At 61.6% G+C, this 26,437-nt stretch carries 21 protein-coding genes and 6 pseudogenes; 16 read left to right on the top strand and 11 right to left on the bottom strand.

Annotation, left to right across the window (positions count from 1 at the left end):
* Positions 1–35 precede the first annotated feature (35 nt).
* From OKW35_RS22275 to ltrA, 6 genes and pseudogenes are all read left to right on the top strand, one after another.
* Positions 36–698 carry a TetR/AcrR family transcriptional regulator gene (locus OKW35_RS22275; RefSeq protein ID WP_429402591.1) on the top strand — a complete coding sequence of 221 codons (663 nt, stop codon included), beginning with the start codon at positions 36–38 and terminating at the stop codon, positions 696–698.
* A 758-nt stretch (positions 699–1,456) separates the two neighbouring features.
* The gene (locus OKW35_RS22270) at positions 1,457–1,687 is read left to right on the top strand and encodes a site-specific integrase (protein ID WP_429402590.1); all 231 of its coding nucleotides are present in this window, start codon (positions 1,457–1,459) and stop codon (positions 1,685–1,687) included.
* A 174-nt stretch (positions 1,688–1,861) separates the two neighbouring features.
* A pseudogene (locus OKW35_RS22265) lies at positions 1,862–2,483 on the top strand (MFS transporter); the annotation flags it as partial.
* A gap of 433 nt (positions 2,484–2,916) precedes the next feature.
* A pseudogene (locus tag OKW35_RS22260) lies at positions 2,917–3,415 on the top strand (LysR substrate-binding domain-containing protein); the annotation flags it as partial.
* A 178-nt stretch (positions 3,416–3,593) separates the two neighbouring features.
* A pseudogene (locus tag OKW35_RS22255) lies at positions 3,594–4,512 on the top strand (MBL fold metallo-hydrolase).
* A gap of 994 nt (positions 4,513–5,506) precedes the next feature.
* Positions 5,507–7,210, top strand: coding sequence for a group II intron reverse transcriptase/maturase (ltrA, locus tag OKW35_RS22250; protein ID WP_429551044.1), 1,704 nt, complete (start codon positions 5,507–5,509; stop codon positions 7,208–7,210).
* 799 nt (positions 7,211–8,009) lie between these two features.
* Here ltrA and OKW35_RS22245 read toward each other — a convergent pair.
* A pseudogene (locus OKW35_RS22245) lies at positions 8,010–8,288 on the bottom strand (HU family DNA-binding protein).
* A 672-nt stretch (positions 8,289–8,960) separates the two neighbouring features.
* Between OKW35_RS22245 and OKW35_RS22240 the strand changes: the two are divergent.
* Both OKW35_RS22240 and OKW35_RS22235 read left to right on the top strand, forming a co-directional pair.
* Complete coding sequence (locus OKW35_RS22240; RefSeq protein WP_429553154.1) at positions 8,961–9,914, top strand: DNA-binding protein; 954 nt, start codon at positions 8,961–8,963, stop codon at positions 9,912–9,914.
* Positions 9,911–11,389, top strand: a complete 1,479-nt coding sequence (locus tag OKW35_RS22235) for a tyrosine-type recombinase/integrase (RefSeq protein ID WP_429553153.1) — start codon at positions 9,911–9,913, stop codon at positions 11,387–11,389. Before OKW35_RS22240 ends, OKW35_RS22235 begins: the two co-directional genes overlap by 4 nt.
* A gap of 423 nt (positions 11,390–11,812) precedes the next feature.
* Here OKW35_RS22235 and OKW35_RS22230 read toward each other — a convergent pair whose 3' ends face one another.
* Together OKW35_RS22230 and OKW35_RS22225 are read right to left on the bottom strand one after the other, a co-directional pair.
* A complete protein-coding gene (locus tag OKW35_RS22230) occupies positions 11,813–12,571 on the bottom strand; it encodes an SDR family oxidoreductase (RefSeq protein WP_187613834.1) in 759 nt (252 codons plus the stop codon).
* An 84-nt stretch (positions 12,572–12,655) separates the two neighbouring features.
* On the bottom strand, positions 12,656–13,405 hold the full coding sequence (locus tag OKW35_RS22225) for an SDR family oxidoreductase (RefSeq protein ID WP_429553152.1): 750 nt from the start codon (positions 13,403–13,405) through the stop codon (positions 12,656–12,658).
* Positions 13,406–13,499: 94 nt separating this feature from the next.
* Here OKW35_RS22225 and OKW35_RS22220 point away from each other — a divergent pair, with 94 nt between their 5' ends.
* The 3 genes from OKW35_RS22220 (at position 13,500) to OKW35_RS22210 (ending at position 15,358) form a co-directional block, all read left to right on the top strand.
* Positions 13,500–14,417 carry an AraC family transcriptional regulator gene (locus OKW35_RS22220; protein WP_429553151.1) on the top strand — a complete coding sequence of 306 codons (918 nt, stop codon included), beginning with the start codon at positions 13,500–13,502 and terminating at the stop codon, positions 14,415–14,417.
* 301 nt (positions 14,418–14,718) lie between these two features.
* A complete protein-coding gene (locus OKW35_RS22215) occupies positions 14,719–14,979 on the top strand; it encodes a hypothetical protein (RefSeq protein ID WP_187613837.1) in 261 nt (86 codons plus the stop codon).
* 46 nt (positions 14,980–15,025) lie between these two features.
* Positions 15,026–15,358, top strand: a complete 333-nt coding sequence (locus tag OKW35_RS22210) for a hypothetical protein (protein ID WP_187613838.1) — start codon at positions 15,026–15,028, stop codon at positions 15,356–15,358.
* Between the two features lie 106 nt (positions 15,359–15,464).
* Here the strand turns inward: OKW35_RS22210 and OKW35_RS22205 are convergent, their stop codons facing one another.
* A complete protein-coding gene (locus OKW35_RS22205) occupies positions 15,465–15,665 on the bottom strand; it encodes a hypothetical protein (protein WP_187613839.1) in 201 nt (66 codons plus the stop codon).
* Positions 15,666–15,719: 54 nt separating this feature from the next.
* Here OKW35_RS22205 and OKW35_RS22200 point away from each other — a divergent pair, with 54 nt between their 5' ends.
* Together OKW35_RS22200 and OKW35_RS22195 are read left to right on the top strand one after the other, a co-directional pair.
* Positions 15,720–16,232 (top strand): hypothetical protein, encoded by a 513-nt coding sequence (locus OKW35_RS22200; RefSeq protein ID WP_187613840.1) that lies wholly within the window; start codon positions 15,720–15,722, stop codon positions 16,230–16,232.
* A 178-nt stretch (positions 16,233–16,410) separates the two neighbouring features.
* Positions 16,411–17,028 (top strand): hypothetical protein, encoded by a 618-nt coding sequence (locus OKW35_RS22195; RefSeq protein WP_187613841.1) that lies wholly within the window; start codon positions 16,411–16,413, stop codon positions 17,026–17,028.
* A gap of 67 nt (positions 17,029–17,095) precedes the next feature.
* On the opposite strand, the gene OKW35_RS22190 is transcribed toward OKW35_RS22195, so the two are convergent.
* Positions 17,096–17,260, bottom strand: coding sequence for a hypothetical protein (locus OKW35_RS22190; RefSeq protein WP_429553150.1), 165 nt, complete (start codon positions 17,258–17,260; stop codon positions 17,096–17,098).
* 765 nt (positions 17,261–18,025) lie between these two features.
* Here OKW35_RS22190 and OKW35_RS22185 point away from each other — a divergent pair.
* A pseudogene (locus tag OKW35_RS22185) lies at positions 18,026–18,271 on the top strand (reverse transcriptase domain-containing protein); the annotation flags it as partial.
* 394 nt (positions 18,272–18,665) lie between these two features.
* Positions 18,666–19,805: a patatin-like phospholipase family protein gene (locus tag OKW35_RS22180; RefSeq protein WP_187614604.1), complete on the top strand. Its 1,140-nt coding sequence runs from the start codon at positions 18,666–18,668 to the stop codon at positions 19,803–19,805.
* A gap of 473 nt (positions 19,806–20,278) precedes the next feature.
* Here OKW35_RS22180 and OKW35_RS22175 read toward each other — a convergent pair whose 3' ends face one another.
* Positions 20,279–20,986, bottom strand: a complete 708-nt coding sequence (locus OKW35_RS22175; protein ID WP_429553824.1) for an IS6 family transposase — start codon at positions 20,984–20,986, stop codon at positions 20,279–20,281.
* 275 nt (positions 20,987–21,261) lie between these two features.
* On the opposite strand from OKW35_RS22175, the pseudogene OKW35_RS22170 reads away from it, so the two are divergent.
* Positions 21,262–21,376, top strand: a pseudogene (locus OKW35_RS22170) (integrase); the annotation flags it as partial.
* Between the two features lie 149 nt (positions 21,377–21,525).
* On the opposite strand, the gene OKW35_RS22165 reads toward OKW35_RS22170, so the two are convergent.
* From OKW35_RS22165 to OKW35_RS22145, 5 genes are all read right to left on the bottom strand, one after another.
* A complete protein-coding gene (locus tag OKW35_RS22165) occupies positions 21,526–22,263 on the bottom strand; it encodes a dienelactone hydrolase family protein (protein WP_429553149.1) in 738 nt (245 codons plus the stop codon).
* A 397-nt stretch (positions 22,264–22,660) separates the two neighbouring features.
* The gene (locus tag OKW35_RS22160; RefSeq protein ID WP_184062656.1) at positions 22,661–23,116 is read right to left on the bottom strand and encodes a thioesterase family protein; all 456 of its coding nucleotides are present in this window, start codon (positions 23,114–23,116) and stop codon (positions 22,661–22,663) included.
* A gap of 56 nt (positions 23,117–23,172) precedes the next feature.
* Positions 23,173–24,531: an FAD-binding oxidoreductase gene (locus OKW35_RS22155; protein ID WP_429553148.1), complete on the bottom strand. Its 1,359-nt coding sequence runs from the start codon at positions 24,529–24,531 to the stop codon at positions 23,173–23,175.
* A gap of 450 nt (positions 24,532–24,981) precedes the next feature.
* Positions 24,982–25,251 carry a hypothetical protein gene (locus OKW35_RS22150; RefSeq protein ID WP_429553147.1) on the bottom strand — a complete coding sequence of 90 codons (270 nt, stop codon included), beginning with the start codon at positions 25,249–25,251 and terminating at the stop codon, positions 24,982–24,984.
* Between the two features lie 375 nt (positions 25,252–25,626).
* Complete coding sequence (locus tag OKW35_RS22145) at positions 25,627–26,427, bottom strand: class I SAM-dependent methyltransferase (protein ID WP_184062650.1); 801 nt, start codon at positions 26,425–26,427, stop codon at positions 25,627–25,629.
* Between the last annotated feature and the right edge of the window lie 10 nt (positions 26,428–26,437).

The following is a 26,437-nucleotide window of genomic DNA, read 5'->3' as shown; positions in this document are numbered from 1 at the left end:
TCACGTGACTTGTTATTTGGCGATCAGGGAGCACTATGAGCACCGATACACCGAACATCGACGGTCAGGCTCGACCAAGAGAACGGGCGTATTCGACCAAACGCCGTGGCAACCGCACGACGCGGGTGCCCGCGATTCTTGACGCGGCGATACAGGTCTTCGCCACAAGCGGCGATATCGGATTCACGCAGCGGAGGATTGCGACTGAAGCGGGCACTCAGCTCGGCACCTTGCAGCATTACTTCGACAGTCGTGAGGCGCTGCTCAAGGCGACCATCGAAGAGAGCTCACGTCGATACATGGCCATTTCGCACGAGATCGTGCTGCACTCGAAGCTATCACCGACCGGCCGGCTCGAGGCGTTCATCGATCACACGTTCGACACCTTTACCGCGCCTGAATCGCTCGTCAGTCCGTTCGCGTTCGAATGCTGGTCGCTGGCAGAGCGGCACGAATGGATGCGCGAGCTTATGGAAAAAGTGAGCGAGACCTATCACTCGCTGTTCAGCGATCTGGTCGGACAGATCAATCCAAAACTCACCGTCGAGGAGACACGGATTCGCGGCGCCTTCATCTACTCGCACTGGCAAGGACTGATGGTTTTTCTGCGACGCTCGCGGTTCGGTCAGGACCATCCGTCGATATTGAAGGCGCCCGTGAAAGAAAAATGGCTGGCACTGGCGCTGGAGATGCCCTGACCCGCTTCGGCCAGGCGGACGCCGCTACGAGTTCATCCATCCACTTTCGGCGTCGCGGATTCCTGCAAGCTTCGCGGGGCGGCGCCGACCGCGGCGTGCGAAAGCGTCGATGACGGCCAGTTCATGGACGGGACCCGTAGCCTTCCAGTCCGGCACCGCCTATGTGATCGTCGATGACGTCGCGTCTGCCGGAGCAACGAAGGAGTCGCACCGGATCGATCCCGATACCGTTCGGCTGGAAGTCGAGGCTGCTGGGTTCGAATTCACAACGGAGCACAACGCCCTGCGCAACTGCCACGATCCTCATACATCGAGCATCTTCGCAGGGATCCGGCGTTGGCTCACGTACTGCTTGGATGCACCAACGTATGGTCCGATCGGCCCGTCGGCGAAACCGTCTTTGTCAGTGCGGTGGGAGCGGCGAACGATGCCCATGGTGATCTCCAGAAGTGGGACCACCACTGCATCTACAGATGAGAACTATGTCCAGTTCCTTACTCGCCCGCCTTGCTCGAGCTTTGCCATGCTTGGGTCGGCGTAGTCAGCGACCGGCCATCTGCGCATTGTTGCGACCTGAGCATAGGGGTCGTTGTACTAAACCGCTGAGGCGGTAGTGGGGGGAGAGCAGGAGTCAGTGCCTCGCGTTCGCCTCGTGCGGTTGCCTGATGCCGAACCACAGCGAACTGGCGGGAAGGCCACCAGGAACAGGATGGAGATGCCCGACCGGGTATTCCATCCACTGTTCCAGGAGGCTCGCCATGACGCCGCTGCGCCAACGCATGCTGCACGACATGCAGCTCCGCAACCTTGCGCTGAACACGCAGAAGACCTATCTCCAGCAGGTTTCCCGTTTTGCCCGACACTTCCAGCGTTCACCGGAGGCGCTCGGCCCCGACGAGATTCGCGCCTGGATCATCCACCTGACCAACGAACGCAAGCTTGCGCCAGCGAGTGTGCAACTGGCCGTCGGCGCGTTGCGTTTCCTGTAACGAACCTCGCTCAGACGCGACTGGAGCGACGAGGACTTTCCCTTGCCCAGGCGGCCCGTGAAGCTTCCGGTCATCCTCAGCTTCGATGAAGTCACACGTTTCTTCGAATCGATTCCCAGCCTGAAGCAGCGTGCCATCCTGATGACTGCATACGCCGCTGGCCTGCGTGTGTCGGAGGTCAGCTTTTTCCGAAGAGCAGGCACACGGAAAAGTTCCTCCTTCCCCGGTCATCGAGGTCCTTCGCCAAAGTTGGAGCGACGTTTTGCGCGTTGTCTGCATGGCACTTGCCGCGGTCACCGCGCTTTTGGCGACCGTCTTCGGCGCGACCTATGCCGTCCAGCCGGCGTACGGTATTGGCTTTCCTGCCGGCGTCTTTCTGTGGGTGCCGGTCCTCGGCAACCTTTGCTCGGTAATACTGATCCCGCTCGTCGGCAACCTCTCGGACAAGATCGGTCGCAGGCCCCCCGTTATCGTCGGCGTTGTGAGCTCCGGGAGCTTCGCTTTCGGCTACCTGTACGCCATCAGCATCCACAGTATCTTGCTCTCACTGGTCTTCTCGGTGCTCATGTGGGGCGTCGCTTACCAAGGCTTCAACGGCGTCTTCCCGAGTCTTTTCCCCGAACTGTTCCGCACGCGCGTGCGTGTCACCGGCATGGCGATTGGACAGAACGTAGGGACGACTGTGTGTGCCTTGCTGCCGTCGCTTTTTGTCGCCGTCGCGCCCCCGGGGTCCACCAACATCCCGTTGAAGATTGGCTGTCTCACATTCGGCATTTGTCTGGTTGCCGCGTTTGCTGTTGAAGATCGTTAATTTTGCTAGCGGTGTCCATTAGGGCGCTAGTGTTGTCCGTTAATTTTGCTAGCGCAGGTGGCCGGCACCCCGCGACAGGCGTTTTTCGCGGTAACGGCTGATCGCACGATGCGCGGCATCGAGGTGATTCGATAGCCGGAATACGGACGCTGGCACCGTTTCCAAAAGCCTGTGGTGTACGCTACACAAAATTCGGCTGTCGGATCGCCTACGTTCATGCAAAGCCCGGTTCAGCGCGTCAAGCACAGAGTCCGTCTGCGTGACCCTGATACACGCCAGCCAACGATGCGAACGCGCGGCCGGCATTGCCGCATACACGCCACGCGAGCGACGGCTCGAGCGTGCTGAAGATGAGCGTCGAAAGCAGCACCGCGACGCCGTATCCGACAGCCCAGCCGGCCTGCAGCGAACCGCCCGCGCGGATCGCTATGACATCGGCGTACGGCTTGGCGACCAGGTGGGCAAAGACATGGTCGCTGTACGCATTGCGCCGGACATGACGATGGCGATCGTAGGATCGCCAGACTACCTGCAGTCAAGACCTGCTGCGAAGACGCCACATGATCTGACCCTGCACAACTGCATCAATCTGCGACTGCCGACGCGGGATTCGCTGTTTTCTTGGCAACTTTGTAAAGGACAGCGAGAATTGCAGGTCCGAGTCGATGGCCAGCTCACGTTCAATAACGTTTATCAGATGGTCTGACGCAGCGCTGGGCGGCTTCGGGCTTGCATACGTGCCCAAGGATCTCATCGACGGTCACGTCAAGGCTGGCCGGCTGAGTTGGGTCCTCGCAGACCGTTTTCCGACCTTTGTCGGGCATCACGTCTGCTATCCGAGCCGGCGCAAATCGTCACGAGCGGTGCAACTCTTCGTGGACGCGCTGAAGGCTGGATTCAGGCATCGGGCGCGGTAAGTGCCGTTTGACTACCGAAAGAGCGCGCGTCAGGCTGGGGAACACCAACACGGCTGCAGAAACTAGGCATGGACCATGCGGGTCATCGTAGTCTAATGGTCGCAACAACCCTCCGAGGACCGCGACACGCGGACGATCGTCGAGCCGGCTGATGTGCACATCGGCCAGGGAGCACCAGATGAAGCCCATACGTAATAGCGACTCTGTTTCAGGCGAGTGGTACATCGATACTGCGTGCATCAATTGCGGTGCATCGCGTCACGTCGCGCCAGAGCTGATTGTTGAACGAAACGACAAGAGTGTCTTCGTTCGGCAGCCGGCGACGCCAGAAGAGCAACTTAATGCCTGGCGTGCGATGCTTGTGTGTCCTACGGCATCGGTACGCAGTGAAACAAAACAGCCTCGCCCGAACGCCGCGATTTTTCCACAGCCGTTCACCTCGGACGTGTGGCGCTGTGGATTCAACGCGCGGACGTCGTTCGGAGCACATTTAGAGAACGACAATTACCTTGGCGGGCGGCCATCGTAATTGACAATCTACACACATTCTTATTTTGCATCGCGTCCGGAAGGCAATCTGCTGATCGACTCCCCTCGCTATGCGGCGGAGCTGGTGGAATGGTTTGACGGCGCCGGCGGTATTGCGCACATTCTGCTGTCGCATAGTGACGACGTCGCAGACGCTGACCAATACGCGCGTCGATTCGGTGCTCGCGTCTGGATTCATCGGGAGGACGCGTCGGCTGCCCCATATGCTACGGATCTGCTCGACGACGGGTCAGCAACGAACATTGCGATCAACGTTCGCGCGATCCCTGTACCCGGACACACTCGGGGTAGCGTCGTGTACCTGCTTGATGATCGCGTGATGTTCTCGGGTGATTCACTTGCCTGGAGCCCACTCAAGAAGGACCTCGTCGCGTTCAGGGACGCGTGCTGGTACTCATGGACGGAGCTCACCGATTCGCTGAGCAGGCTGGCCATGTATCGCTTCGAATGGTTGGTTGCTTCCCGGTCACAGTTGGTTCGCGCAATTGCCGGCCGAGCAAATGAATTCGCGCTTGCTCGCATTGGTTGCGCGCATGCGACAAGACTGAAGTGGCCGCTCCCGCAACTGATTTTGTAATCATCCTTGCGCGACCGCAGCATCGCCTGCATACCGCTGCATGAGGCCCGGAACGCAGATCCGACTTCAACTAGATTTGTAAGCATCGCAGTCGCGCCGGCAATTAGATTATTATTCGCTGAACGATTTCAACCAATGTTGTAAAGGAATGGGCGGCCAGATGCGATCATGGCGCACAAGCCGAAAGCCCTCTTCTGGCGCATACGCATGGAAGGCATGCACGCGATGGCAAGAGGCGCGAGCGCTAACAAAAATAGTTGAACCCTATTAACAGATTTAGTTGTGTGAGCGACGGATGCATTTGCAAAAAAACGTATCAGGAACCGGACTGTCAAGATAAGTTTTCTTCTGTGCGACGTGAGGTCGCTTCGTTCGTTGTTTTACCGTCGATGTCTGGCGGGAGGAAACCGGGCGTTCCGTCGCCCGTAGTCTATTGGTGCATGCGGGGCTGGTAACGGCGCCGTGTGAAGCCACCGAGACAATGTAGCCCGGCGCAAGCTAAGCCGTGGTCGTGAGACGACGGTGCCCCTGCGAGTGTCAATGCGGAGGGGGCGCTAGACTGGATGGCATGGTTAAAGTATTTGAACTGCTGATAAACATCGTTAACTTAGACGGGCCAAAGACACTGATAGGCCCCACCCAAAACGGGAACGTAGCAGGTCTGCCCTTTATAAGATGGGGCAGCGCGGACATGGTGCTACCGGTGGAGAAGCAGAGCCTAAACCATTCCTGCGAACGATGCGGAACACGGAAACCCCGTATCTCTGCCCAGTCGGGCAAGCCGACCGTGAGGAAAGCTGTTGGAGGTGCGGGAACAGGAGTGCGGAGAAAGCGAACGCCGTCCTGTAATCAGACGGATAGGGATTGCGCCGCAAGGCAACATCATCCTACGCGAAAGCGGGCAGACTTCCGCATGGTCTTTCGTCACGAAAGAGTCTGACGAACCTTCAAAGGAGGAGAAGCAAATGACAGTGCAGCAAGCCGGCACCGGTGCGTCCTCCGATCGCGCAATGCATTGGAACGATGTCGATTGGGCCCGATGCTATCGTGAGATTCGAAGGCTGCAGGCTCGCATCGTGAAGGCGACACAGGACGGCAAGTACGGCAAGGTGAAGGCTTTGCAGTGGTTGCTGACCCACTCGTTCAGCGGCAAGGCACTCGCCGTCAGACGGGTGACTGAGAATCAGGGTAGACGGACTCCCGGCGTAGACGGCCTCACATGGTCTACGCCGAGGTCCCGACTCCAGGCAGTGAAGTCTCTAAAGCGGCGGGGCTACCGCCCTCTGCCGCTGAGACGAATATATATCCCGAAAGCCGACGGGAAACGGCTGAGACCTCTTGGAATTCCCTGCATGGTCGACAGAGCGCAACAGGCGCTTCATCTGCTTGCACTCGAACCTGTTGCAGAAACCATGGCGGATCCGAACTCTTATGGGTTCAGAGCCGCCCGCTCCACGGCCGACGCGATAGAACAGTGCTTTATCTCACTGGCCAGCAGCAATCGCGCGCAGTGGATTCTGGAGGCCGACATCCGGAGCTGCTTTGATGAAATTTCGCATGATTGGTTGGTCGCCCACATCCCAACGGACAAAGCGATACTGCGAAAGTGGTTGAAGGCTGGCTACCTTCACAACAGTGTCTTTCACTCGACGGAAGCGGGTACGCCTCAGGGCGGTATTATCTCGCCCACGTTGATGAACATGACTCTCGATGGGTTAGAACGAACACTTCTTGCGAAGTTCTGCAGAGGCGGCCGGAATCCGTCGAAGGTTAACGTCGTTCGATATGCAGATGACTTTGTTATCACTGGCGCGACGCGAGAAGTGCTGGAGGATGAAGTCATGCCGCTGGTCGTGCAGTTTCTTGCACAGCGGGGATTATCGCTGTCACGGGAGAAGACCCGGATCACGCATATCAACGATGGGTTCGATTTCCTGGGCATGAACGTTCGCAAGTACGACGGCAAGTTGTTGATCAAGCCGGCCAAAACGAGCGTTCAGCGCTTCATGCGGAAGCTTCGGGACGTCGTGAAAGGCAATGCAACGCTAAGACACGATCGTCTGATCCGCCTGCTCAACCCAAAGATTCGCGGTTGGGCGGATTATTATCGGCATGTCGTGGCGAAGCGCACCTTTAACAAGGTTGCTCATGCGATTTGGCAATGTCTATGGCGTTGGGCGAAGCGCCGACACCCGCAGAAGAACTCGCACTGGGTACGTCGGAAGTACTTTCGAACCGTTGGCGCCCGCCAATGGGTCTTTGGTACGGCGACGGACAAAGTGCTCAGCAATGGAAAGCGTGAACTTCTGACGCTGTACGACATTGTCGGCACGCCGATCCGGCGGCACCGCAAGATCAAGGGTGCCGCAAACCCGTTCGACCCGCAGTGGGAAAGTTATTTCGAAGAGCGGTTGGGCTTCGCGATGATGGACTCGCTCAAGGGCCGGATGCGGCTGATCCGGTTGTGGCTCGATCAGCAGAGGTCCTGTCCGGTCTGTCGTCAAATGATCACGAAATCCAGTGGCTGGCGGCTGTACCACCTGGAGCGAAAGATCGATGGCGGTAAGGACACGATCAGCAACCTGACGATGCTTCACCCGGATTGCCATCGGGCCGCGCGTGCCCTCGGACTCTCAGTAGTGAAACCGGCCTCGGCAATGGGGCTTTGAAAGGCTTGAGCCGTGTGCTGGGAAACTCGCATGCACGGTTCTTAGGGGGCAGCGGTGCAGTAATGCACCGCTGCTACCCGACCTTTACGGCGGCATTTCGTTGCATGAGTTGGGCAATACCCACGAGGCGGCTGATGACGCGGCCGCGCCGGTCCGGCACTGATCGGTCATTGATGCACTGTGCCGCAGCACTGGAGACTTTTGCTACGCATTCCATATTTATTGACGCAAAGAGTCGGCGATGGCAGCCTCTCCAGCGTGGCTCCCCATCGCCGTTCCTCTTTCGTTACATACCAAGAATCTCTCCCAAACGACGCAGTCCACCGTGCTGACCAGCACGTCGATTGATGCCGGAGCTAGCGACTGGTGCTAATGGACTTCGCTAGCATTCATCGCGAACGCCAACTGCTGCCGGGTTCCTGGAGCAGTTCGGATAGCACCGGAGTTACGACCCCAAGTTCGCATGATTCGATCATCGCGCGCTGGCCTTGCGCCGGCGACGACCCGGACGATGCGCGCCTGGTAGCGCAGCAGCGTGCCGATCGGCGGCGCTTGCCGGCGGACTCCTGATCGTTCCTTTTGCTTAGCGAACTGGTGTTCAGGCCGTTGCCACGCCGCTGGCCGGATTGACTTTCGGCCGGCGGTCCTGCCAGGTCCGAGGCGACCGGTCCAGGTGGTCGACTGCGCATGGCCAAACGAAAGATGCGGACAACGTTCTCCGGCGACGCCGGACGGCGACGAGCCATCCGTCACCGCGGTCTGCCGCGCGAACAGATCATGGCCGGCTGTCAGCCCGCTGTCAGGCGCCGTTCACGGCATCCTTGAACGCCTTGCCCCGCCGTGAACCTGACCGTCTTCGCCGCAGCGATCTGGATCTCGGCGCCGGTCGCCGGGTTACGGCCGACCCGCGCTGCGCGCGCGCCCGTTGAAAACGAGCCAAACCCGATCAGTGGCACGGTGTCGCCCGGGTGACCGCCGTCGCGATGGTGCCGATCAGCGCATCGAGGGTTTCGGCGGCCAACGCCCTGCTGGTACCGGTCTTGGCGGCGACGGCGTCGACCGGTTCCTGCTTGTTCATCTGGTTTCCCCGGTGGGGTGATAGGAAGCCGCCACCCTCCCCGATCCACAGCCCCGCACGCAATGAGCGTTCGACGTCTGCAGTGGTGACCGATGCCCGGACAGGACAACCTCCACTGCCGGGCCGCTACCCCTATCGGCCAAGGCGCGCACACCATGCTCGTTCTGAGGGCAGCGCCGCGGATTGATGCCGCCCGCTCATCGATTCAACTGGCGATAGCGCGTACCACTCCCTTGACGCACGACAACGGGAGCCCGAGGGTCGACCCACGTCGGCGACCTGGTCCATGGGTGCACCCAGCGCGGGCTCGGACTCGCCAACCGCACCGACGACACGCCGGCCGACTCCTCTGCGAAAGAACCCTGCCATTGGTCCGCAGCCCACCGCTGTCCTGTCGTTCGCCTCCATCGCGGCCTGTCCGTGGCGATGGCGCCGAAGGAGTGGCAAGCCAGCCCGCGGGGTGGCTGATCCGAAGGCCGCCAGCGATTGCGCTGGCCGTGATAAGGGCGTTTATCATGGCGGGCACGTTTTTAACTGCGACAAATGCGGTTTTCTTGCGTTAGCGCTGTGCGTAATCCACACTGGAAATCCCGCCCTGCGCCCCGTGCCGCGGATTCCGCCCGTCGCCCCTGGCGCGCTGCACTGCTGCAGTGCTGGTTTCCGGAGTCCGCCATGGCCCGCCCCGCCGCTGTCACCCCCGATGCGATCCGCACCACCGTGCTCGCGATGCTCGCCGAGGCGGGCGAGACCGCGCCTGCCTCCGACGCCCGTTTCCGCCGGATCGTATCAGTCCGCAAACTGCGCGCGCGCCTGGGCGCCGGTGACCCCGCCACGCTGTCGCGGCACCTGAACGCCATCGAGGCCGAACTCGTCCACGCAGGCCTCGCCGGCTTCGCCGTGCCGGACGTGCCGCCGGCGATCGCTGCGCAGATGCGTGCCCTGTGGGAAGCCGCAGTCGCGACGCAACTCGAGGGTATTGTCCAGCTGCGCCGCGAGACCGAAGCCAGGGTGGAAACCGCCACCGAGGCGCAGCGCAACGCCGGGCTGAAGGTCGAACTGCTGCGGGTCGAACTCACTGACGTGCGCAGCCAGCTCAGTGCCCGTGATGCGGAGCTGGCCGTCGCTCGCGCCGGACTGGAGGCCGCTGAAAAGCGTGCCGCGGTCGTCGAGGACACCGTGGGACAACTGCAGGCGCAGCTGAAGGACGCTGGGACAGCGGCGGCCGAGGCCGCCCGTCAGCATGCCAGCGGACTCGCTGCCGAACGCGCGCACTATGACGGCCTGTCAAAGCAGTTGCTGCGGGAAACGGCACACCAGCGCGAGACCTTCCAGACCGAGCGCGCGCGGCTCGAAGCGGAGCTGGCGCGCGCGGCCGAGCGCCTTGCCGCCTTCGAGTCGCTGCGCGACCGGCTGCTCACCGAACTGGCAGAGGAGCGCAATGGCCGGCAGCACGCCGCGGCGGAAGCGGCCGCGCTCGCCACCGTGGTGGTGGAGCAGCGGCAGACGCTGGCGCTCGTCGGCAGCGTGACGGCGAAGAAGCAAACTGCCGGTGGCCGCCAGCCAGGGCGCAGCGCGGCCCGAACGACAACGGCGGCCGCCAGCATGTCGCCGAGGAAAGCGCGATGAACCCGTCCGACTGGCTCGATACCGGCTGCCGGCCGCCGCAGCGTCTGCCCGCCTCCGTCGACGCCGCGCTGGAATACCTCGCGCATGCGCTCGGCCATCCGCTGTATTGCCGCTGGACCCTCACCGCACTCAAGCGCGGCTGCCCGTCGCTGGCCGACGCGAAGCGCGAGCACCCCGCCGTGTTCGCGCTGCTGCTCGGGCACGACACCGCCATCGAGTACTGGGAGCGCGGGCGCCTCCGCGTCGTGCCCGAAGCCGCGGCGCCCTCCGCGTCGACGGTGCTCGAACGCGTCCTGCGGCAGCACCGGCGGCGCTTCCGTGCGGCTGCCGCTGGCGAGGCGCCGGACAGCGCGCGGCTCCCAGCCGTCATCACGCCGGACGCAGCGTTGCTGCCCGGCGGCGTCGGGGCGGCATGGCTCGCGCGCGCCGGGCGCTTCGCGAATCCGGTGGCGCTGACCAATACGCTCGGTGTCGCCGATGACGCCCAGGCCGTCAGGCTCTTCCTGCGCGAGCGGGCGTCCCACTCGCCGCACACGCTACGCGCGTACGTTTCGGAACTGCGGCGCCTCGCCGCCTGGTGCCGGCGCGAGGGGCTCGGTCCCTTCTCGGATCTCACCCGGCAGGACCTGATCGCGTACCGCGACGCGCTGCAGGCGCCGTGTACCGACGACGCAGGCAAGGTCCGGCGCGCGGCGCCGGCGAGCGTGTCACGGGCGCTCGCTGCCGTCTCGAGCCTGTTTGCCTGGTGGCACCGCACCGGCTATCTCACCGTCAATCCGGCCGAGGGCCTGGCTGCCGGGCGCCGCGCGCGCCTGACCTGGACCCCGGTGAGGTTCCTGCCGGCCGCCGCGCTCACGCACTGCGATGCCGTCGCCGCCGGTGACGCGCCGGCCGGGGTCCCGCCGGTTCTCTGGATGCGGCGTCGCGCGATCTGGACGCTTTACCGCTACGGTGGCGTGCGGCTCGCGGAACTCGTCTGGCATGAGGAACTGGCGCTGCCGCACGTTGACGTCGACGCGGCCCGGCAGTGGACGCTGCACGTACTGGGCAAGGGCCAGCGGCTGCGCGCGATCCCGCTGCCGGCCGCCTGCCTGCCGGCGCTCCGTGGCTACCGGCGTGCCGTGGGACTGCCGGCCGATCCGCCCGCGGATGAGCGCCTGCCGCTGATCCATAGCGAGCGCGGCTGGGCACTGGGTGTGAGCGGACTCTACGACGAAGTCCGGGCGTTATTTGCGCTGGCCGCGACCCGTGTGCCACAGGCGGACCGCGCGATGCGCGCGGCGCTGGAGCGGGCCTCCACGCACTGGCTGCGGCACGGCTATGCGCGCACGCTGGTGGTCGACCATGGCGTGCCGTTACCGGTGGCGCAGGCGCTGCTAGGGCACGCGTCGGTGCAGACGACGGCGGCCTACGCCCGCACCGGCCAGAGTGAGGCACGCGCGTTTGTCGAGGGGAGCTTTCCGGACAAGGCTTAATCCGTCGCTGAACGACAGGAGAACGTCTGCCTTGCCACTTGGATGGAAGCCCGTCGCTGAGTGACCGCCGTACTTCCGTCTCAGGTCGCTCCTCGGCCTTTGCCGACGTTCGACGAGGCTCTCTTGGACGTCAGCAATATGACGGGTTACCGACGGTGACGGCGTCGTGCAGCGGGACGATCGCTTCCGGCATCCGCCAACTCGCAGTTTCGACCCCGAGCCGCCGCTCGAACTCGCGCCACAGCAACGGCTGCTTCCGAGGTGCAACTGCCAGTCGCCTCATCGAATTTGCCGAGTGGCCGGTCAGCTGACATCAATCCGATGACGGCAAAACGCAACGCAGTGACCGATTGTTTAGGCGAACGGCCGATTTGCATTCGCCCTGGCCTAATCCATCAATCCCTTCGACCGCCTGCGACTCCCTCACCACGGGATCGTTTCATTCTCCCAGCGCGTGAACGTCCCTGTTGGGCTGTCCGGGCCCAGCAGCGCGACGCGCACCGCTTCGCGAGCGCCTTCCTCGACGGTCTCGGTGCCCGAATAGCCGTTGAGGTTCGTTTTGGTAAAGCCCGGGGAGACAGCGTTGACCTTGATCCCGTGCGGTTCCAGCTCGATCGCCATGGCGACCGTCAATGCGTTGAGAGCCGTTTTGGACGCCGGATAGACGGGGCCGAAGATCGCACGGTAGGCGAAGGCCGGGTCCGAGTTCGTCGTTAGCGACCCAACGCCGCTCGACACGTTGACGATGCGGGCGCCCGGCGTCGCGCGCAGAAGCGGCAGCATCGCCTGATAAACGGCGAGCACGCCGAACACGTTGGTGTCCCACACCGCGCGCATTTCATCGGGGGACACGTTGCCCGGGCGGGTCGTCTTCGCGTACTCCTCGACGGACTGACCGGACCGCTTTTTCGTGTTCGAAATGGCGGCGTTCTGGATGAGCACGTCGAGGCGGCCGAACTCGTTGCTTACGCGCTCCGCCGCGGCTGTGACCGACGCCTGATCCGTCACGTCGAGCTGGAGTGCGTGGCCGTCCGGCCCCACCTCCTTGGCCGCAGCCTCGCCGCGCTCGAGATTGCGCGACCCGACCAGCACAGTGAAGCCGTGTGCCGCGAGATCCTTGGCGATCTGAAGGCCGATGCCTTGATTGGCCCCGGTGACCAGGGCGACGGGTTTGTCCTGCATGGCAATCTCCTTGTGGTGTTGCGCTGTAGCGTGCAAAAGCCAGTTCCGTTTTTCAGTTCAGCTCAGGGCGATGCCGCTGGCTGGTTAGTGAGCCTCGGCCGCCCAGGCTTCGGCGTCGGCGCCGGCCGGAATGCGCATCGGCGCTGACGGATCGGTCGCCGCGCGCCACACCGCTTCGGCGACGTCGTGCGCCCGGGTGATCGGGGCAGACGTATCGAGGACCCGCGCGAAAACCTCCTTGACCAGATCGGTATAGGCTTCGTGGTCGAAGCCGCTCATGTGCGCGCGCGCGTTGTCTCCGAAGCGGGTGTCGGGCGCACGTCCCGGCAGCACCAGGCGCGCCCGTATGCCGAACTGCTCGAGCTCCAGCGCCATCGACTCGGTGAATGCGTTCACCGCCGCCTTGCTCGCACGGTATGCGGCAATCAGGGGCAGGGCCTTCAGCGTCACGCTCGATGTGACATTCACGATCACACCGGCCCTGCGCTGGCGGAATTGGGGTAGCACCGCTTGCGTCAATGCGATCGTGCCGAAGGTGTTGGTTTCAAAAATTTCGCGCACCGTCGTGATCGGGATGAGCTCGACCGGGGCGGCCGCGCCGAACCCCGCGTTGTTGACGAGGACGTCGATCGGCCCTGCGGCCTCGACAGTCGCGCGAATGCTGTCCGGGTCCGTGATGTCGAGCGCAAGCACGCGCAGACCGTCGGCGGGCGGCAGCACATCCGCGCGCGGCATGCGCATTGTGGCGATGACGTGCCAGTCGCGCGCGAGGAAGTAACGGGCGATCTCAAGGCCGAATCCGGAAGAGCAGCCGGTGATCAGTACGGTTTTCATGGGGACTCCTGTGGGCAAGGTGTCCGTACGATAGATCGCCAAGGCCGTACTTGCTACAATCGATCATCCGAATTTCATTTGCAGGAGTCCGGCGGTGATCGACCCGTTGGCCGAAGTCGTGACGCTGCTGCAGCCGGGCGCCCGGTTCTCCAAGCTCGTCCACGGCGCAAGTCCCTGGCACATTTGCCGCTCGGTCGCCGGCCAGCCGTTCTATTGCGTGATTCTCGAGGGCGGCTGCCGCATCGCGATCGACGGACATGAGGCCATCGAGCTCCTGTCAGGCGACTTTGTCCTGATTCCGGCGGCTTACGGCGTAGCGATGTCGAGCCTCGAGCCGCCATCGCCGGGCGTCGAGACGCGGCCGCCCGCCGCGCTGGGCGACGGCGAATTCAGAATCGGCGACCCCGATCGCCCCATCGACGCGCGCATGGTGGCCGGCCACTGCAGTTTCGGCTCACCGGATGCATCGCTGCTGGTCTCGCTGCTCCCGCAACTCGTGCATGTGCGCGGCGAACAGCGGCTGGCCACGCTCGTGCAACTGGTGCGAGAGGAAACACGGGAGCAGCGGCCCGCGCGCGAGGTCGTGCTCGCACGACTGCTGGAAGTGCTGCTCATCGAAGCGCTGCGGTCCGCGGCACAGACTAATGCGTCGCCGGGCCTGGTGCGCGGGCTTTCCGACGGCCGCCTCGCGGCCGCGATCCGCGGGATGCACGAACATCCGACACGCGCTTGGACAGTTGCTGAACTCGCGAAGGAGGCCGCGCTCTCGCGCTCGACCTTTTTCCAGCGCTTCGGCCGCACGGTCGGCATTGCGCCGATGGAATACCTGCTCACTTGGCGCATGGCACTCGCGAAGGACCTGCTGCGTCGCAATGAAGGCCGCATCGCCGAGATTGCGCAGCGCGTCGGCTACAGTTCAGCCAGCACCTTCAGCGTCGCCTTCACGCGGCACGTCGGTCGGCCGCCCACGCAGTATGCGCGCGAGGTGCAGGCGGTCGCGAACGGCGCATGAGGCGGCTCAAATCGGCTGTTCTCAGATGTGGACGCGCGTCCCTATGCGATCCGCACTCACCAAGAATGTCCGTTATCGAGACCGCTACAGCCCATCGAATGTCTGGCGTCTACGGCCGATGTATGACCGCAGGTGGCCGAACTGAGCCGCGTCGCTCCGCGCATCACGCACGCGAGTTCCGACGAAAACGACTTCGTGTCCCTGACTGAATCCAAAGGCCCATCCTCCAATCTCCTTTGAATTGCAACAGGCTATCTATTGGGCCGTTGAGGCTATGGAAGCTGTCACGACGGCGGAAGCCATGGACCGTCAGGAACAACTTAGACAGCACCTTTCACATTTATCCGCCAGAGAAATAGCGAAGGCGTTAGCTGAAAAAGAAGGGTTCGCCGCCAAGGAGCGGAAGCGGAAATCACAACTATTGCTTGAAAAACGCCATGCCGCCATGAAAAAAATTGAACGTTTGGTAATCGCTGAGTGGTCACGCGACCCAAGCGCATTCCCTTCCGCGTCGAAAGCCCTCCGTCGTACGCAGGTTTTCCAATCTAGGCTCCGAGCATAAATTCGTATCGACCCGTCCAATCCCGGACGATTTCCACGTCGATACAATGAAAACGAAGAAAGCTAAAAAACCCCTCTCTGACTTCGACGCGCTGCCGAACGCGGCTGGCGTGTCCGTTGAAGTCGTTGCTGCGCTTTTTGATTGCAGCAATTCCACGGTTTGGAATCGCACCAAACGGGGCGATCTGCGTCGCGGCGACCTGTTCGAACTGCTCGTTCGCGAAGGCTGGCTGTATCGCACGAGCGACGACAGATGGCGCGCAACGGCGCAGGCGCTCACGGACGGAGTTGCTGTGATGCGCGGACCTTCTTCAATCGCGTGGCCGCAACTGACGCCCGATGGCCGGGCTGAAATCTCGCGCCGCCTCGCTCATGGGTGAATTTCATGCGACAGACCTGATCCCCTGAATTCGTAACCCAGCCTCGCAGTGAGCAGTGCTGTGATATCTGCGAAACGGTCCGTACTGGCGGGCCGCCAAGCGCGTGCTACAGGCCGCTGACGTCGGCGTGGGCGTGTACATGGAGCCGGTTTGGGCGGACAGATACGCTGCTGTTGAATAAAAACATAGCGGGGACAACCTCTTCATGCAGCTCTAGAACCTTTTTGTACTTGCCCTCGTTATGTTCGTTTTCCAACACAACAAAACAGGCTTTTTCCAAGGTGCATACTAAAAACATATGGCCCATCTATCATCTTCCTTGCACTATCAAAAAACGACAAGACCCTACGAGAGACCTACCGTGAGCAAGTTCGCCAAACTGTTGAAGTTGGTTGTGTCCGCAACGAAGCGCCCGGAACTGCCGGAAGACCATGCGCGGAGTCAGGCTTCAATGGCCGCGCAGCGCGCCACGGGCCAGGCCGAAGCAGATATGCAGGACGCGTTGAAGGCCGCGGCAACGGAAAGGAATGGCGCGTGCGACCGGCTGCTGAAGTTCCTTGGCCGCGCCTTTGGTTCAAGAACTGACCCGATGGCTACCCGACGCGCCCAACGGGTCGCAGTCAAGGCCGTGGCTTTCATGTCGAAGAACGAGGCGCTGTTCGCCACGATTGCCGACGCGGAAGCCAGAGCGTTCGACGCCCTCACCCGTACGTATGGCTCAATCGCCCTCGAATACCCGACAGACAAGCAGCTTGACGAACTGTACGGCCTGGCACTGCGCCATGGCAGTCCAACGGCTCGCACGGACGATGAATCGACAGCCGCATATAAGAAATCGAGCTGGCCAGATTCGCGAAGCTTTGTCGAGCAGTAGCCGCCACGCTCACCAGCCGGATTGACGCCTTGAACGGTCGAGTCGGCAAGCCGTTAAATGCAACCGTCGGCACAGTGGGCTCTGGTCGGAAAATGGAACGCCGCGCCCCCCAAAGACGATCACCCACCGCCTGCCAGGAGTCGGTCGGCGAGACCCTCAAAAGGAAGTGAGGCCCGTCATGAACATGCTAACCATCACCGCTCGCCAGCTCTTGTTGTATAGCCACACCCTCGCCTTCGCCTTCGCCATCGTGCGCGTGTTGCGGGAAGACGTGGCGCTGCTCACAGCTCGGCGCATTGATGCCGTCAGACTGGAAACCACCGGACGTACCATTGCAGGGTTGCTCGGCCTGCTCTGGATAACGGGCGTCGCTATGATCCTGCTTGGCACCGGCTTACACGTGGCTGTGCTGGTCTCCAAGCCGAAGCTGGCTGCAAAGCTGACAGTGGTATGCCTGCTGACGGCGAACGGCTTGCTGCTGCATCGAGTCGCGTTTCCGATGCTGACCACACCGCAGCGTCGCCCACGTCGGGCGGCGACGATATGCGTCTTGTTGGGGGCCATCAGTTCGGTGTCGTGGCTCTATGCGTCTTTTGTAGGCGTGGCGCGCCTTATCGCCCCGGCGATGTCCTATACGGGCTTCCTAGCCTTGTACGGGGTGGGGCTGGTGGGCGGGATCGGGACTGCGTTGGCGGTGGCGCGGCCGCGTGTGGAGCGGCTATTGGCTCCTTTGTCCGGCGGGGACGTGGTTGTCGGTTCGGCGCCAGCCGGACGATTGAGCTTGCCGCCTTTTTAGCGCAACCCCGAAATAGCGCCGCACGCAACGCCATCCGGTCGTTCAAGTCGAGCGCGGGCTTGGCGACCTACGTCTCAAGTTCCTGCCGGCGATCAACCAGACGCGCGGTGAATTCCGGCGAGAGTTGCGCGCCGATCACGTAGCTGTCACGCTTGCCGATGCGGTCGTCGGCGACCGTCTGCCGACGACCATCGGCCCCAAGGAAAGACGTTTGCCCCAACGGTGGAAGCATGATTGCACCACGATCCGCCAACCTCTCGATGGCACGCTTACTATTTGCGGGCGCAATAGCTGTTGCACCCTTTTCTGTCGTCAGTCGGGCCCTTTATGCCGCCGTTTGCACCCTTTGCGACGGGTGCAATTTCTGCACCCTTTAGCCAATCTGCAATACGGAACAGACTGTGGGGCGTGTTGCCATTCGGTCGGCAGCAATCCGGGCGCACTTGCATGTCGGTCAAGTCGCATGATTATTTGCGCATTTTCGACTTCGACATTGCCCACCAAACGCTTGCTGGTTGAGGCATACAGGAACTCGGCACGATTTAAAACGAAGAGTTTGACCGGAATTTTCATGCACGGAGCGCGCGTGCGGGCGCGCGCGTGCCACGTTCAGTCCGTCGAGGCAACCACGCCGGTTTGCAATTTTGATTACTGAAGTTGGAAAACGCTCAGCCGTGTCACGTTCGACGGGTGCGAGTATTGGGCCTTCTCAACCCGAATCGAAGATTTCCAATGAGCAAGCTTTCTCAAATGGTGTCACCCGATGCAGACCTCGCAGGGCAGCGCAACTTTTTCGATGCGGTGAAAAGCAACGCCTGCCTTCGTCTAGCGCTCAAGATATCCGCAATGCGCGCGGCGCTTGCCGAGGCGGAGGGCGCACGTGGCGTCCTCGCTGAGCACGCGGCGCGCGGCGTCGTCGGCAAAGTCGCGCTGTGCGAGAGTCTGGCCGCCGAGGTGTCGGCACTGAGCGGGATCGTGTCCGAGGCTCAGGTGGCGAATGCTGCATGCGACAAGTTCATCGCGGACGCGCGTAGCCGGTTCACCCATCTCACCACTGCTGGCAAATGTGTACATGCGCCGGTTTGTGTTGGCATGGAAGAAGCTCGGACTTCAGCGCACTCTTGGCAGTCGAATCGTGACCTACGCGGACGATCTGGTGATCCTGTGCAAGCGAGGCAAGGCCGAAGAGGCCTTACTGCAACTGCGCGCAATCATGGGCAAGCTGAAGCTGACGGTCAACGAGGAGAAGACACAAATCTGCAAGGTTCCGGAAGGGGAATTCGACTTCCTGGGTTACACGTTTGGGCGGATGTACTCAGCAACGACTGGCCAGGCCCGTATGGGCATGCGTCCGTCGAAGAAGAGTATTGGCGCATGGTTGAGAAAGTCCATGCGCTACCGGAGGTTGAGCGCGCTTGGTCGCCAGATGAAATGGAGGTCAGCGTGCGTCGATCGCCTACACTTGCTAATGGCATTCGGGTCCCATCGTCGCACGCCGTCACGCAACGCCAAGGAAACAGGATCGCATCCTGGCAATCGATTCGCGCTTGCCCCGCGCACCGCTACCCCCAACTGTGAAACTGCGCGTGGGGCGCCTTACTCAGGTCGCGCTACCGAAAAGATCAGCGAGGCAATCGATGAGAGTGAACCCCCCAGCGCGCACAGAGTTGCCCGGGCAAGTCGTACTCGTCTTTCAGGGTGGCGGGGCGTTGGGCGCGTATCAGCTTGGTGTCTATCAGGCGATGGACGAAGCGGGCATACAGCCGGATTGGGTGATCGGCACCTCCATTGGCGCGATCAACGCAGCCTTGATCGCCGGGAATCCACCGGAGCGCCGATATCGACGGCTGGAGGAATTCTGGAACCAGGTGACCGATCGCACCCGCCTGGACGTGCCTGCTGCCTGGCCTGGCTGGGACAAAATCTTTGCAAAATGGATGATCATCGGCGGCGGCATCGAGGGATTCTTCCAGCCCAATCCGGCATCCTGGCTCGGACCGCTCGCCCGGCTCGGCGTGGATCGAGCGTCGTATTACCTGATTGCGCCGTTGCGCGATACGCTTTGTTCGCTGGTCGACTTCGATCTGCTGAACGCCGGGCATCCGCGACTGACCGTGGGCGCAGTTCACGCCTGCACGGGCGCGATGCGCTACTTCGACTCGCGCGACCAACGGCTGAATGCCTCGCACATCATGAGCTCGGGCGCGCTGCCACCCGCGTTCCCGGCCGTGCGGATTGACGGAGAGCCGTATTGGGACGGCGGCGTTTATTCCAACACCCCGGTCGAGGTGGTGCTGGATGACAAGCCCCGCAAGAGTTCGGTCATCTTCTCGGTACAGGTGTGGAACCCGATCGGCCCTGAGCCGGAAAGCATATGGCAGATCTCGGAACGGCAAAAGGACATCCAGTACGCCAGTCGCACCGACAGTCACATCGCGCGTCAGCAGCAGATACACCGTCTCCGCCATGTGATCCGCGAACTGGTTAAGCGCTTGCCGGAAGCCGAGCGCGCCTCGTCCGAAGTCCAGGAGCTTGCCGCCTGGGGGTGCCAGACCACCATGCGTATGATCAAACTTGCTGCGCCCCGCCTGGACGGGGACGACCAGTTGAAGGATATCGATTTCACCCCAGCCGGCATTGCTTCCCGACAGCGCGCGGGCTATGAAGCAGCAATGCGGGCCATTGCCGCGTGCCCGTGGGAAGCACCGATGGACCCAGTAGAAGGATTGACCGTCTACAGCGCGGATGAAGACGTAACCGGTGAGAGACGCGTTTGACGCCTGCCCGAATAAGGACCCGTCGCCGTTGACCGAATGATGCGATTGACGAAATTCCCGGTGGCCGGTGATGGCGTAATGCCAACTTTCTTCGACGCTCCGGGTGCAGGCAAGGCCGCGCTGATTGCCCGGCCGCAGGATCAGGGCTGGCGACGTATAGCGCGTCGCGCAGCGATGAACTTTACTTCGGCCGCCCGCCGCAGCTGAAGCACTGCGCCAGGTCGAATGGGCGGCCAAGGCCGCGCACCGTGCACCAGTAGAGAGGACGTGCGCAGCGATGCGGTCTCGCCGATTTGCGCGACTTCGCTGTGCAGCCGGCAACATGGCGGGGCGTCGGGCGCCGCAGCGAGGCTGCGCCGCTCGTTCTTCTCCCGCCCGCGCACGAAGCGCGAATCTGGGCGCCACCTAAGCGCCGCGGCTCTGGTGCAAATAGGCGGTCCGGACGAGATTTTTGTTATAGAAAGGATACCTCATCAAGCAGACAGGACGGCCTCCCAAACTGCGGGCGCAGCGGTATCTTTGAGGCCGAGCTTCGCGAGGCTGAATTGGCCCTTGCGAATACGATGGACCAACTCAATACCTGAGAGAGTAATCGCTGCGTTCCTGAAACGTTTGAAGCCGAGCATGACTTTCGTCCGGGACTTGATGTTGCGGTGGTCCTGCTCGACCAAATTATTGAGATATTTCGAGGATCGGATCTTCGTGTCCTCAGGCAGCAAGCCATCGGCCTTCATCTCGCGCACGGCGCGGTGCGAGGCTGCATAACCATCAAGCGTGATGGTCTTCGGTGGCTGGCCTTGAAGTTTGATTGCCTTCCTGAAAAAGGTTTTTGCCGCCTTCACGTCGCGTCTGGCGCTGAGCATGAAGTCTACCGTCTGGCCCACCCGATCCACTGCTCGATAAAGATAGACCCACTTGCCGCGCAGCTTGAGGTAAGTCTCGTCGACACGCCACGACTGGCCGGTGGGCCTGCCAAAGCAGTTCCACCGTTTGACGAACTCCGGCGAAAAGCGCCGCACCCAGCGCAGGATCGTCGTGTGCGCCAGCGACAGACCCCGTTCCGCCATCATTTCGACCAGATCGCGCAGGCTAAGCTTGTAGCGCAGGTACAACCGAACACACAGAATGATCACATCGCGGTCAAAGTGACGGCCTGCGAACAGTTCGTCCAGGCTCTTCAGCTTGCTCATCGTCGGTTCTCAATTCGTTCAGCCCCACAGCTTAACCGATTCGCCCCCCGCGCTATTTGCACCAGAGACCTCGGAACGACCTGGATACGGTTGCAGTCATCTGCGGAGAGGCTGTGGGTCTGTTAAAAGACCGCCCGGGTGCGGAATCAATCGTGCAATCGATGGCGGCACAGGCGGCCGATCTCCTCAGTAAGGGCAGCAAGCTCAAGTTCACCTCAACGTCGTGATAGTAGGTGAGTTGATCTGCCACCGGGCTGACCGAGCACCACCTCCGCGCCGTTCAGATGACTCCTCGGCCATACCAAACGTGCAAGCACCGTGCGGTACCGTGGCATCGAGGTCGACGATGCCCTTGAGATGGCAGAGCAGACCGAAGTTTGAACCGAGGTACCTCCGGACGGTGGTCTGCATCGGGCGCTGTCCCGGCCACCAAGGGACGTTCGCTTGGCCGTTTGCAAGGACGCTCGAGCGGCGGCTTCCGCACTTGAAACCGGCCATTCAAAGACGCCATTCTGGCGTCGGACTAATTTTCAACCGCCCAAGTTTTGATTCAGCAGCGCAAACAACGCTTCCCACCCGCGCTCGGCGGCGGCATGGTCGTATACCGGGAAGTCCGGCACCATCCAACCGTGAGTGGCGGTGTAAATTTCCGCGCGGTAATTTACACCGGCTTCGACGAACGCCTTCTCCAGGCGCTTGGCCATCGCCGGCGGATAGCTGTCATCGTTCTCTGCGCTAGCGAGGTAGACCGCTGCTTTTAGGTTGGACACGAGCAAGTGTGGACTGGTTGGCGCGTCGGTCGCCAGATTGCCACCATGGAAGCTAGCGACCGTCACAAAACGATCAGGATAGGTGGCCGCCGCGGTAATCGCCATACCGCCACCCATGCAAAAACCTATTGCGCCGACCTTGGCGCCCGTAACATCGCTGCGGGCATCGAGATAGGCCAGGAAGGCTTCGGTGTCATTCGCAGCCTTATCATTCCCTGTCGTAGCCATCAATGGGCCTAGAATTGCGCGCACGTCGCCCTTAAACACTTCCTCTGGCACGAGGGTTTCGTAGGGGCCGTAGCGGTAGAACAGGTCGGGGAGTAACACGACGTAGCCGGCGTTTGCAACGCGCTGTGCCATCTCAAGCACCGCAGGCCTGATCCCGCCAGCGTCCATAAAGAAAATCACCGGTGGCCACGGCCCCTCGCCAGCAGGCGTCATAATATTCGCGGGGCATTCGCCGTCGCGAGTTCGAATAGTCACTCGTTCGTGGGGCATGAAATTCTCCTATTGCCGATGGGTGTGCCGAGAGTAGTCTATCGTCAACATCCGTTTCCGGTCAGCAGTGTGTATTTAACCTCCTGAGTCATTAAACCGATCCCTCGTTTCGCCAAACGTCTAATGGTCAGGGAATGGCCGTTGTACCTGGTTCGGACGTTCGGAGACCTTTCTTGAGCGTCTCAAATGGGTCGTTCACGGTCCGACCAGCGACGCAACGCCGCGAATCTCACGTGCGACGGGATGACCGGCAAGCTTCGGCCACAAAGTGTCATTCGGCGTAGCGCCGGTCGGCCGTTCAGACGTCCGTTCCTCTTCAAACGGTCATTGGTCTTCCAAAGGCGCGCGTTGCCTGACCGGACCAGGACTTAACTCCGACGGAACCGGAGCCGAGGGCTCAACTCGATTGCGCTCGGTTTACGCTGCTCGGCAATTCGACAAAATCCTCGGTCTTGTCCAATGCATGCATCGCATCGAGCAGGGCGGGAGGTGGACACGTCAGCTTGCGCTTTTCCAGATCGAGCCAACCAACCGCTGAGGTCACGCGGGCCACCAGCTTGCCTTCGCGAAGAAACTCGTTGCACAACAGCGTACGGCTTCCATCGGCAGACAGGCCAGCGAGCGCAAAGCCTACTGTTATCCGATCAAGCAGATGGATCTCGCGAAAATATTCGATCTCGTCCTTCATCACCACCGGTCCGATACGGAGCTTCATGAACTCCGACATCGAAAAACCCTGTTTCGCGAAGTACAGCATCCGCGCATCGACCGACTTGTCGAGATAGGCGGTGTTGCGCATATGTGAGTTGAAATCCATGTCGCCCCAGCCGGCGAAGAGTTCCGTCTCGAACATAGTGTGGCCTTACAATAGGTGTTGCGTGATATCTTCCTGCCGGTCTTGTGTTCGCATCACGGGAGTGGAATGGCCTTAAGAACGCCTGAAGGGTTGAATTGCTCTTTAACGCTCGCTAGACGCGCGGCGTTAGGTCCATAGGCGCGCGCGATTTGTTCTGCGGACGTGTCGGGTAGCAGGTTGGCGTACCCGCCCGGGAGTGCTGTCGGGCTAAGCGCCGCGTTGAGCCTATGTGCCCACGCCCGATGGGGTTCAGCGTCATCCCTCTCAGGCGTCCAGGTCGCATAGATCAAGGCCGTAAAGTGAGGCTTGCGCATCCCAAACGCGGTATCCTCGGGAGCGACGTCGGTTGCTGCTCCGTGGCAGTGGTGAATGATGATTGACGTGAGCGGCGAGGTACGGGCCTCGAACGCAGAGACAAGAGCGTCGATTGTGGCCGGGCCGAGCGCGTCGAACCATCTGGTCGCGACCTCGTAACCGCGGCCTTGCGCGAGCTTCCCGTCGGTGAGAGACAAGAGGCTTGACGCTGGCATCGGAACGGCCTTGACGAGAAGCGGAGTTCCCACGGACCCGACCCTGGCCAGAATTGCCTCGCCGGTCGCCACCTCGCCTGACCAGACCATGGAAAACACGACGACCGGTTTGCCATCAGGTACAGGCGACAGGACGGCAGAGGCGAACAGATTGGCGGGTGCCTGACTTGCCACGTCCGCAAAGCGAGCCAACACCGCGCGCGCGTCTGCCAAAGGGAAGACTATCGTGCCACTGAGCACCGTTCCGGGATCGTACAGGCGCAGCCGCATGGCGGTGACGACGCCGAAGTTCCCACCGCCGCCTCGCAAGGCCCAGAACAGATCGGCGTTGCGCTCCGCGTCGCAGACGACAATCCTCCCGTCAGGCAGCACGACCTCCGCGGACAGAAGGCTGTCGCAGGCCAGGCCAAAGCGTGTCATGAGCGGGCCGTACCCCCCACCGAGGACGAGGCCGGTCATGCTGACCGCGCCGTCATTGCCGATCACTGCCGCGAGGCCATGCTCGCCCGCAGCCTGATTGAGTTGGGCTGCCGTGACACCGCCGCCGATCATGACCTCGCGACTATCGGCGTCGATCGCGAGTTTCGCCATCCTTGATATGTCGAGGATGACGGTGCCTTCGCGGAGTGAGCGACCGGCCCAGTCCTGCCCGCCGTTGTAGATAGATATTGGGACGTGAGCGTCGTTGGTTACGCGCAATGCACGACTCACCTTCTCGGTGGTATCGCAGCGCGCCAGGAGCAATGGCCGTGGGCAAAGCGCGCCGTTCCACCAGCGCGGCGAAACATTTGCCCAGTCGCTCGGTTCGACGACTTCGAATCCCACTTCTCTGAGAACTTCAGCCAACCTGAGGAGGTCAGCGCTTGTGTGGTTAGCATTCATTGAACTCTCCCGCTCACTGTTCCGAAAGTTGTAGCAGGGTCCGTGCCGCCTTGAGCGCGATGTGGCGGGTCCGAATCCATTGAGGGGCGACAACAGGCTGTCCCCGTGCCGAGGCCGTCCGGTCTCTTTCAATGTTACCGCTTTCCCCTGGGGGCATCATTGGACCGCGTGCGGCCAACTCCGGACGTTCGACTCGTTGCTGTGAACCGTTGACAATCACCGCGCTCGATCCAGCGAGTCGACGGCCCCAATATTTAGCGACCTCGTGGAGCATGCCGGAGCTCATTTCGCAAGACCGGATGTGGTCGCGATGCAAACCATCGGCATTTCTGCTGTCGCAACGGATTACTTGCGTTCCCCAAAATGCACGTCCACTATGCGGAGTGAACGGTTTGTGGTCTTGCATCTTTGCGCAGCAATAGATTGCTAATGTCATGAGTTATAAATTCGCTAAACAAGCAGCGAGCCGCAATCCCGCTGCAAATCATGAACGCTCATCGCAGGACGTTCGACCGCAGGTGGAAACACGCACCACACACCGTCATCGTGGAGGAAGAAATAAATTGCCAATGTACCTGCTGGCCGCAATGCCTCCACACATACATAGCGCCGCTGATTTGATCTCATGCGGCCGAACCGGGTCACCCGGGCCGACATGGCCGCAGTCGGCCCAAGCCATTTTTCGACCAGCAGACGTAAAGAGCTCTTTATCGTACTCATCGACCGCTCCTTCAACTTCGCATCTCGTTGATGCAGCTAGCTCCCCGTTTTGTTAGGGGCTACGAATGGCTGGCCAAAGTGTCGTATGCGAATTTCCAACTCATGGCACTAGTTCGGCTTCAGGCACTACACGATAGTTTGGTGTAAGCAAGCGATACAGCGCCTCCCTCAGGCCAGAAGAGGCACTCCCGATCAGGCGGCGACCGGGATAAGTCACCAAGGCGGCAAGGCTCCGTAGCTGTCGGCAGTCAGCGCGCTCGCGCCCGATACCCGCCACGCCCCGGGAACAAAGTTTCCAGCCAATATCCAATGTTTGGTCTGTGCAGCCATCTGCGACAAGAGCAGGTCGAGCAGTTTGTCCGCACAGGCATCACCTCATTTCGACTTGCGCCCGACTGCGATGAGCGCCGATGAAGGCAGGTTGATTGAGCCGTCCGACTCTGCATACGCCTGGAAAGCCGCTTTCAGAGCGGGTTGGAGCCGCGCGTGTTGCTCGTCTGTCAAGGCCGCATAGTTCGGCGCGAAGTGAAATAATGGGCCGAATTCCTCCAACAAGGCGTCGACCGAAGCAGCACTTTGGATCGTCTCGCAAACCGTCACGGTGACGTCGGAGCAGCCACTTTCAATCACGGCGCCTCGCAAGCTCGTTTGCGACCACTCATTCAGGCCATTTTCGCCCCACAGCGATCGGCCGGGGAAGACGCGGCTGAACACGCCATCCAGAATCACCATCGGCGTGGCGCCAACCCGGCTTGGCCAGGCTGCCACAACGACCCGCCCATTGGCCCGCACGACGCGCACCATCTCAGCCAAACCCGCCCGCCACGACGCAAACAACATCACGCCAAAGATCGAAAACGCCGCGTCGAAACTCGCGTCACCAGCGTCGAGTGAAGCGCCGTCCATCACTCGCGCCTCACATTCCGGGAACGGACGTAATCGTTCGCTGGTCCGCGCTACCATGGCAGGCGCGATATCGGTGGCAAGAACCCGGGCCCCCATAGCCGCTACAATCAGCGCAAGTGCGCCCGTACCGGTCGCCACGTCGATCACCTGCTCGTTACTGCCTACGCCAGATAAAACCGCTGCCCGCTCGCAAAAACGGCTGGTCAGTGGTTCAGCAAACCGCTCATACGGGTTCGCCAATGAGTTGAAGTCCGGCATGTCTTCGGTCATGAACGCGCTC

The sequence above is a fragment of the Paraburkholderia sp. MM5477-R1 genome, assembly GCF_050436385.1.
In the GTDB taxonomy this organism is placed as follows: domain Bacteria; phylum Pseudomonadota; class Gammaproteobacteria; order Burkholderiales; family Burkholderiaceae; genus Paraburkholderia; species Paraburkholderia tuberum.
This window is presented reverse-complemented; position numbering and strand designations above follow the sequence as displayed.